This is a genomic window from Streptomyces sp. PA03-1a (genome assembly GCF_033792805.1).
In the GTDB taxonomy this organism is placed as follows: Bacteria; Actinomycetota; Actinomycetes; order Streptomycetales; family Streptomycetaceae; genus Actinacidiphila.
Map to the genome: position 1 here is coordinate 1 of NZ_JARAVO010000024.1, position 7,801 is coordinate 7,801.

The 7,801-nt window shown below is 70.1% G+C and carries 5 protein-coding genes, 1 pseudogene and 1 CRISPR repeat array; all 6 genes and pseudogenes read right to left on the reverse strand.

The genetic code is table 11. The annotated features are described in order from the left end of the window. The coding region (cas5e, locus tag PV341_RS07635; protein ID WP_500357098.1) for a type I-E CRISPR-associated protein Cas5/CasD at positions 1-385 on the reverse strand (385 nt) is incomplete at its 3' end. After that, complete coding sequence (gene cas7e, locus PV341_RS07640) at positions 382-1,578, reverse strand: type I-E CRISPR-associated protein Cas7/Cse4/CasC (protein WP_500357099.1); 1,197 nt, start codon at positions 1,576-1,578, stop codon at positions 382-384. The genes cas5e and cas7e, both read right to left, overlap by 4 nt. Continuing rightward, a complete protein-coding gene (gene casB / locus PV341_RS07645) occupies positions 1,575-2,225 on the reverse strand; it encodes a type I-E CRISPR-associated protein Cse2/CasB (protein ID WP_500357101.1) in 651 nt (216 codons plus the stop codon). Before casB ends, cas7e begins: the two co-directional genes overlap by 4 nt. Next, a complete protein-coding gene (casA, locus tag PV341_RS07650) occupies positions 2,222-3,556 on the reverse strand; it encodes a type I-E CRISPR-associated protein Cse1/CasA (protein ID WP_500357103.1) in 1,335 nt (444 codons plus the stop codon). Before casA (PV341_RS07650) ends, casB begins: the two co-directional genes overlap by 4 nt. Positions 3,557-3,624: 68 nt before the next feature. After that, a pseudogene (gene casA, locus PV341_RS07655) lies at positions 3,625-3,975 on the reverse strand (type I-E CRISPR-associated protein Cse1/CasA); the annotation flags it as partial. Then, a complete protein-coding gene (gene cas3 / locus PV341_RS07660; RefSeq protein WP_500357105.1) occupies positions 3,944-6,811 on the reverse strand; it encodes a CRISPR-associated helicase Cas3' in 2,868 nt (955 codons plus the stop codon). The pseudogene casA (PV341_RS07655) and the gene cas3, both read right to left, overlap by 32 nt. Before the next feature lie 327 nt (positions 6,812-7,138). Further along, positions 7,139-7,777: a CRISPR direct-repeat array (repeat unit 29 nt; unit sequence GGGACCATCCCCGCGGGCGCGGGGAGCAG). Positions 7,778-7,801: the final 24 nt, after the last annotated feature.

The following is a 7,801-nucleotide window of genomic DNA, read 5'->3' on the forward strand; positions in this document are numbered from 1 at the left end:
GGCCGAGGTAGGGCAGGTAGCGGGGGGCGCGTAGCGCAGAGTGGACCCGGGCGATCAGGGGGGCGGGGCCTTCGACGGCGGCGACGAAGACGGCGTCGGCGAGGTAATAGCGCTCGGAGAGCGGCATGGCTTCGCCGGTGTCGAAATGGTGGGCGGTATGGAAATCGCGCAGGCGGGTGCCGGGTTGGTCGATGCGCACGCCGAAGCGGAGCTGGGCCAGCTCGGCGAGACCGGTGTCGTCGTCGCGGTCCAGGCCCACGGCGGCGGCGAGCAGGCCGATGACGCCGCTTTTGGTGGGGGCGTTCTCGGTGGTGCGGCGGGCGAAGCGGGCGGCGGCCCCCCACGACTGCAGGGGGCCGGCCAGCTGGAGGGTCAGAACGCTCATCCGCGCTGCTCCAGGCGCTGTGCGATGGCGGCGCCGACGGAGTCGACCAGGCGGCTCAGGCTGGGGGTCTCGGTGCCCAGGCTGGCGAGTTTGGCGGTGGCGGGGCCGATGCGCAGGACCCAGGTCTGGCAGGTGTCGTCGCCGTAGGCTCGTTCGATTTCGGGGGCGTAGTCGGCCAGTCGGGCACAGGCATGCTCCATGTGCCCGCTGGTCACGTCGGCGGTCACCGGCTTTTCGAAGGCGGACACGAAGCTGACGGGGCGGGTGGCGCGGAGTTTGACGACGACTGCGTCGGGGAAGGTGTGGTTCCCGAAGGTGTTGATCTTGCCGGTGGGCAGGGAGGACACGAACGCCTCGAGGAAGGCTTCCACCGCGCGGCGGACGGGGGTGGCCAGCGGCTGGTCGGCGTCGAGGCCCTTGCCGAGGTTCTTTTCCAGCAGGTCGACGTCGAGTGCGGCGTAGCGGTAGAGGGTGGCGGAGTTGAAGTCGACGGTTCCGATCATGCCGGCGCCGGGTTCGGCGTCGGTGTTGCGGTCGTCGACGGCGGTGAAGTAGTCCGACTCGGTCTCCGCCCGGTGGACGCTGAGAGCGTGAGCGACCTGGGCGGCGGCGTCGACGTTGATGTCGGCGGAATCGGCGACCATACGTCCGAAGAGGGCGATGTCCACTGAGTGCCGGCCGTCGGCGATCTTCTTCGCGCGGGCCTTGGCGTCCTTGTCCTTCAGGAAGGCCTTGATGTCGCTGCTGCCTTCGATGGCGAGGGCGGCGAGGTGGTCGAGCTGGCGGGCGCTGAGGAACATCAGGTACGACGATTCGGGCGCGGGCTCGGGATCGCCGTTCTTCTTGGCCGCCTCCGCCTTCCGCTTGGGGGGCTCGATCTTGGAGCCGGTAGCGGCCTGCAGGACCTCGGCCGCCACCGCCAGGGCCTGCGGACCCTCCAGGTCGGGGTTGAGAGCGGTGATGCGCTCGGCGAGGAGCTCGGCGACACGCTTGGTGCGCACACCCAGTTCGCTGGGGTCCAGCAGGCCGTCGAAGTAGCGGCGGGTGGCGCGCTTCCAGGCCTGGCTGGAGACACGGGCGCGGGTGACCCCGCCGTAGACGGCCGTCTTGGGGGCGCCGGTGTCATCGCGGTTGATGTTGCTCGGGGGGACGTTCTGCAGGGCGTGCACGTCCAGGATGATGCGAGCGGTCACGAGGCGTCCTTGATGTCAGTCGCGGCAGCAGCAGCGGAGGGGTCGGTGTCGGTCGGGGTGGTGCGGTAGGCGGCGTGGAACGAGCGCCCCCATGAGCGACGGATCCTGTCGGGTCCGCCGGGCTGCTGCCAGTGGTAGAGCTGGTCGGCGAGCAGGGCGTAGTCCAGGGCCAGGTCGTCGCGGCGCAGCAGGACGGTGATGTCGCGCAGCCGGGTGGCGAGCATGGCCAGGGTGGGTGCGGTGCCGGCCCGGACGAAGCGTTTACGGATCGGCTCGTCGATCTCGTTGCTCGGCATCAGACGCCTTACGGCGGTGCCGAGTTCGTCGCCGCCGGGACGGTGCATGCCGGTGGGGCGGGATTGCTGGTGCAGCGACCACAGCGCCAGCACGGAGTCGACCGCGTTGGCCGCGGCGTCGTGCCGCAGGTCGGGGTCGGTGTAGAGGGGATCGAGGTCGATCAGGCCCCACAGGTCCGGTACGGCTGCCGCGTCCTTGCCAGCGGCACGGCGCAGCCGGGCAAGGGCCGCGACGGCCTCGGACCGGTCGTCGAGGTAGCCGCGCTGGAGACGGCTGATCTCTCGTCCGGCCAGCGTGCCGACCGGGCCCGGGGCGGGACGGGATCTGGCCGGGGACGGGGAGGTGGTCATGCGGGCACCTTCTGCGGGCTGGAAGCGGCGTCGTCTTGGGCGACGACCGAGTCGGACGCGGGCACGTGTTGGGCGGGTACGGCGGCCGCGCCGGCGTCGGCGGCCAGGGGTAGAGCCTTGTTCAGGCGGGAGCGGAACCACAGGTCGGCCAGATCAGCGTTCAGCCACGTCTCGCCCTTGGCGGAGGAGACGAGTCGGCCCTGCCAGGCCGTCTCACCAGCGGCGTTGATCACGTCGTCGGCGAGGCGGCTGACGATGCGGCGTGCCGCGTGCTGCCACCCGGTGCGCAACTGCTGCGGGTCGTCGCTCTCGCCGATGGCGTCCAGCCATAGCCGGTAGGGGCCGTCCAGAGCCGCGTAGGCGGCGTCACGGGCGGTCTGTTTGCCGGACTCGGATTCACTTCCGGCGGCGCGGGCCAGGTCGAAGGCCAGGTCACCGAGGGCCAGCACCGCGCGGTCGGCGTCGCCTACGGCGTCCACCGCCGCCTGCCCCAAGGCCCGGTCGGTGTCGCTGAGCAGGAGCACGGCCAGGGACACCGCATCGCTGGTGACCTCGTCGATCACCGACTGTTGGGTGCCGTATACCGCGCCGAAGGTCCGCACCCTAATGTGCCGGCCCCGGGGCAGGATCCGCTCGGCCTGCAGGCGCGCGATCCAGTCCACGACGCCTGGCCGCAATCCCGAGGCGGGCTCGCCGCGGCGGGCGGTGTCCGGGTCGCGCGGGGTGATGAGGGATTCCAGGCCCCGCCAGGCTGCGCGGGCCGGATCGTGCTCCCGCGGCATGTACACCAGCGGCAGGCTCAGCTTCTTCTCCTGGGCCTGACTGCGGCGCCAGCCGGTCATCGGCTCGATGGTGTGCATGTTCTGCACGGCAAGCGGGTCACCGTAGGTGAGAATCACGCCGTGCACACCATCGGCATCGGCGTGCAGAAGCAGGCGGCGGGACTGCCAGGTGTACAGGTCACGCAGACCCCCTGGCCGCACGGAAAGATCGTCTGCCGCTCCAGGGCTTGTAGGTGGGCGCCGCCACGCGGGCCGGTCCGCGGAATCGGTCGGCTGCTGGTCGGCGGCGATGAGATTCAGCAGTAGCGTCTCGCGCAGGGTGGTTCCCTCGGCCAGGACGCCGCCGAGGTTCCCGGCCCAGGCCACGCCCTGCGGATAGGCCTTGCCGCCCTTGACGCGGGGGTCGCCGACGACGCCGGTCTTGATGCCCGAGGTGTCATAGGCCTGGGCATGGACCACCCAGCGGGCGGCCTCGGCGAACGAAAGCCGCTCGGCGCCGGGAAAGCGCGTAGTGAAAAACGGGTCGCCGTTGGGCACATCCGCGACCATCCGTTCAGCGAGAACACCTCGCCCGACGCGGTGTGCAGGCCGCCGGTCTGGAAGAACGGCGTGTGCGGGTGCAGCAGGTCGAACCGCCCACGGTGTTCTGCCAGGTAGTCGGCCACGCCCGCAAACGGGGCATCGTCTTCCCAGAGTTCGGCCCATGCCTCCGTGTCCTGCGGGCCGTCCACCGCGTCGTGGAGGATCGCCAGCAGCAGCCGGGTCAGCGCGAAGTCCTGCGTCGGAAGGTCCCCCGCCAGCCGCCGGACCTCATCCGCGCGCGCAAAGACGTCGCGCAACGACAGCAGCTGCTCCTCCCCCGTGATCAATTGCACCGGAAGCCAGGACCGGCTCGTCAGGTCGAACGACAAGGCACCGTCCGACCCGCCCCCCTGTTCATTGCTCACGTGACACCTCAAGTCCGTCATCGGGGCTGTACTGGAGGCGAAAGCCTGCCAGCCGGGTCTGACAATCCGACCCAAGAGGCAGGATCAGCTCTCCCGCCAGCCAGGAACTGTCCTTTGCCTGCCATGCAGGGATGCAGAACTGCTCAAGTTCTGCAATCACTCGGTCAATGACGTGCGGAGACGCCAGGTCAGGCGGCAGCCGCAGGCTGCAGGCCATCGCGGCCTGTGCTGCGCGCGGCGCAGGCACCGCATCGGTGGGCAAAGTGAGTCCCCCGCGGCCGCCGCCGGCCCAGGACACCGTCGCCAGCGAATCGTCAGCCAGCCGCTCCACGACCACCACTTCCAGGCTTTCGGGGCTGTCGCGAACCTGGGCCCGGCCCGCGCGGGTGTCATCCGCATCACCAGCCCCGCCCCGCAGCCATCCCAGGATCGCCCGGCCCGCCTTGCCCGCCGCCCCAATCCGAAATACGTCCGCGGCCCGAGCCTTCTCCGCACGGACCCGCTCGTGGGCCAGCTGCGCCTGCGCCATCGCCTCGGCCCACTCATCCGGCCCCACCGGATGCGCGCCATAAGCCTGCTGCACCAGCGGGCTGATGTCGCGCGGCAACCGCACGGCCGGGCCCGCCTTCGCCAGGTAGGGACGCAGGACCGCAAGTGAGCGCAGCAAAGCATGCCGCCCGTAAACCGTCTGCGACCCGCGACCCGGCTCAGGGGGCGTGGCCGCCCAGTCGACGCCGGTCACCCAGCAGCGCGGAGCCCGCAGCCGGCCAGGTCGATCGGTGCGCGGATGGCGGTGCAGTCGGCCCATCCGCTGGAGCAGCAAGTCGACCGGTGCCAGGTCGGTGACCAGCAGATCGAAGTCCACATCGAGGGACTGCTCGGCGACCTGGCTAGCCACGACGATGTGCCGCGTCGGTCGCTGCTTGCCCACCTTGGCCCGGGGGCCGAACCAGGTCAGCAAATCCTTGTCCTTCTGTGCCCGGTCCACATCGAGGAAGCGGGCATGCGCAACCGTCACCGTGTCGGAACCGAAGTGCGCACGCAGCACCTTGGCCGTCTCAAGCACCCGTTTCACCGTGTTGCGAACCACCAGGACACAACCGCCGCCAGTCAGCTCCGCCTCCAGCCGACCGGCCAAGACCTCGAGATCGTCCTCCAGCTCCTCCACCTGTAGCGAGCTGTCACGTCCGGAGGCATCGGGCTCTTCCAGCAGCGGCGAATGGCCCGGACATACAGCCGTGAGCAGCGGGTAGCCCTTAGCCTGACTCACGGGCGTGAATGCTTCCGCTCCGCCGGACACGCCCGCATAGGCTTCGGCGAGCTCACGCCGCCGCTCCGCTGGAAGCGTCGCGGACAGCACCACCACTGGTACCCGGTATGCCCCCAGCCAGCCCAGGACCCGGTCCAGATAGGTGTTCATGTAGGTGTCGTAGGCGTGTGCCTCATCGATCACGACGACCTTGCCCGCAAGCGCCAGGTGCCGCAAAGCCAGGTGGCGGCTCTTCAGGCCGGCGAACAGCAGCTGATCGACCGTGCCCACGACGAAGGAGGCGAGCATGCCCTTCTTCCGCCCACTCAGCCACTGGTGCGCCACCAGCTCCGCCGGCGCGGCTCGTTGCTCCGCTCCCGGCGGGGGAATCTGTCCGTCCGAGTCGACGTCCACCGACGCCACCCGCGCTCCGAACTTCACCTCGGCGTAGTCGTCGTTCAGCGCCGCCTTCGAATGCGCAAGCAACACGGACAGCTGCTCGCCTTCGTGGGCCGGGAGGTAGTCCAGCCACTTCAACAGCCGCGGGAACATCGCGTTGCTTGTCGCCATCGTCGGCAGCGCGAAGAACACGCCACCAGCCCCGGCTCGCGCGGCCAGCACCTCAGCTGCTGCCAGCGCGGCTTCCGTCTTGCCCTCCCCCATGGGCGCTTCCACGATGAGCAAGCCCGGCTCGGGCATTTCCTGCGCCACTCGCACCGCAGCTTCCTGCACCGGCCGAACGACCGCACCCTTCGGCAGCTCGAACCGGGCAGTGATCAGCTCCGCAGCACTGCCCTGGGGCGCCCGTGGCCGCCACGGCTCGGGCAGCCCCAGCGTCTGCCACGCCGCAGTCGCCCGCTCCGCTCCCGTCCGGTCCTGCTCCTGGGGCAGGTACGGAAACAAGTCCGGGTTGCTGGCGATCCAGTCCGCAACTATCACCACCGCAGACAGCACCACCTGGACCGGCTGCGGCAACGAGATTCGCTGCCACTCCCCCAGCCGCTGACGCACGCCGAACTCGTCTGCGCAGGCATCGAGTAGCTCCTCCTGCACCTGGCGCCACAGGGACTGACTCGGGCCCGGCGTACGCAGCAGCTCCGGATGCGCATCCAGGTCAGTCGCCTGCGCAGGCTCCGGCGGCACCCCGTGATGACCACCGATCACCACAGCAAACTGCGCCGTCGACCGACCAGACCAGCCACAGCGCTCCTCCAGCCAGTCCTGCAACAGCAATTGTCCGGCCAGCCCATGCGGCGCCATGCGGCGATCCGCACCCATCTGCCTTTGGTAAGGCATCTCCAGGCCGACCAGGCGCATGGCGTCCGCCAACCCATCCACCTGACATGCGAACGCCGGCGTCGCCTTCCCCACGTCATGAATCCCGGCCAGCCACACCACGAGCCGTCGAGCGTCCGCCTCATCACCCGCGAAAGGCTCCGCCACCACACGCCGCACCGCCGCCGGCAACCACCAATCCCATAACAGGCCCGCTACCGCAGCGCTGTCTTCCATGTGCTGCCACAAGGGCAGCCATCCGTCAGAAGACCGGTCATGCTTCGCCCAGACCGTCCGTACAGGCCCAACCAGACGCCCGCTTAGCCCTGACACAGGTCCTCACCCACGCCCCGCGCCCCTTCACACAATGATTACAAGAAGCACATCTGCATGGCGCATCATAGAAAGAACAACGGCATTACGAACGCAACTTGCACCCATCCCCCTCCACTCAACCGACGGACCATCCCTGCGGATCGCGGGAAGCAATACGTGCCGCGTCTGGCCGGCGGCGACATGGCATGACGGACCACTGCTCCCCGCGCCCGCAGGGATGGTCCCGAAGTGGTGTCTTCACCCTTCACCACGAGCTGGCCGGGGACCGTCCCCGCGGGTGCGGGGGGAGCAGGGCTCGACGCGGTAATCGTGGTCCCAGTCGTAGGGACCAACCCCGCGGGCGGTGGGAGCAGTGAAGTCCCGCCCCGACCTCGCGCTCCTAGCCGGGACCAACCCCGCGGGCGCGGGGAGCAGGGGATGGTGAAGGTGTCGCCGGACGTCACCGCGGGACCATCCCCGCGGGCGCGGGGAGCAGTTGTGTGCGACGCGCAGCTGCAGCGGGTTCTGGGGACCATCCCCGCGGGCGCGGGGAGCAGCAGACACCCTCCGGGATGATCCCGCGGGGGGTGGGACCATCCCCGCGGGCGCGGGGAGCAGCTGACCGGCGGCGGTCAGACCACGGCCACCGAGGGACCATCCCCGCGGGCGCGGGGAGCAGAGCGTTCCGGCCGTGGTGGGGGTGATCTGGCCGGGACCATCCCCGCGGGCGCGGGGAGCAGGCCCTGAAGAAGCTCAGCCCCAACGCGAGGTCGGGACCATCCCCGCGGGCGCGGGGAGCAGAGCCCTTGAATGCGGCGAAGATTGACTTCGTCGGGACCATCCCCGCGGGCGCGGGGAGCAGCCGGGGTGAAGGCTGTCGATGCCGCCGGCGTGGGGACCATCCCCGCGGGCGCGGGGAGCAGCAAGGGGCGCAGGATGCGCATGGTGTTCCTTCGGGACCATCCCCGCGGGCGCGGGGAGCAGAGCATGTCGGCCATGGCCTGCGGG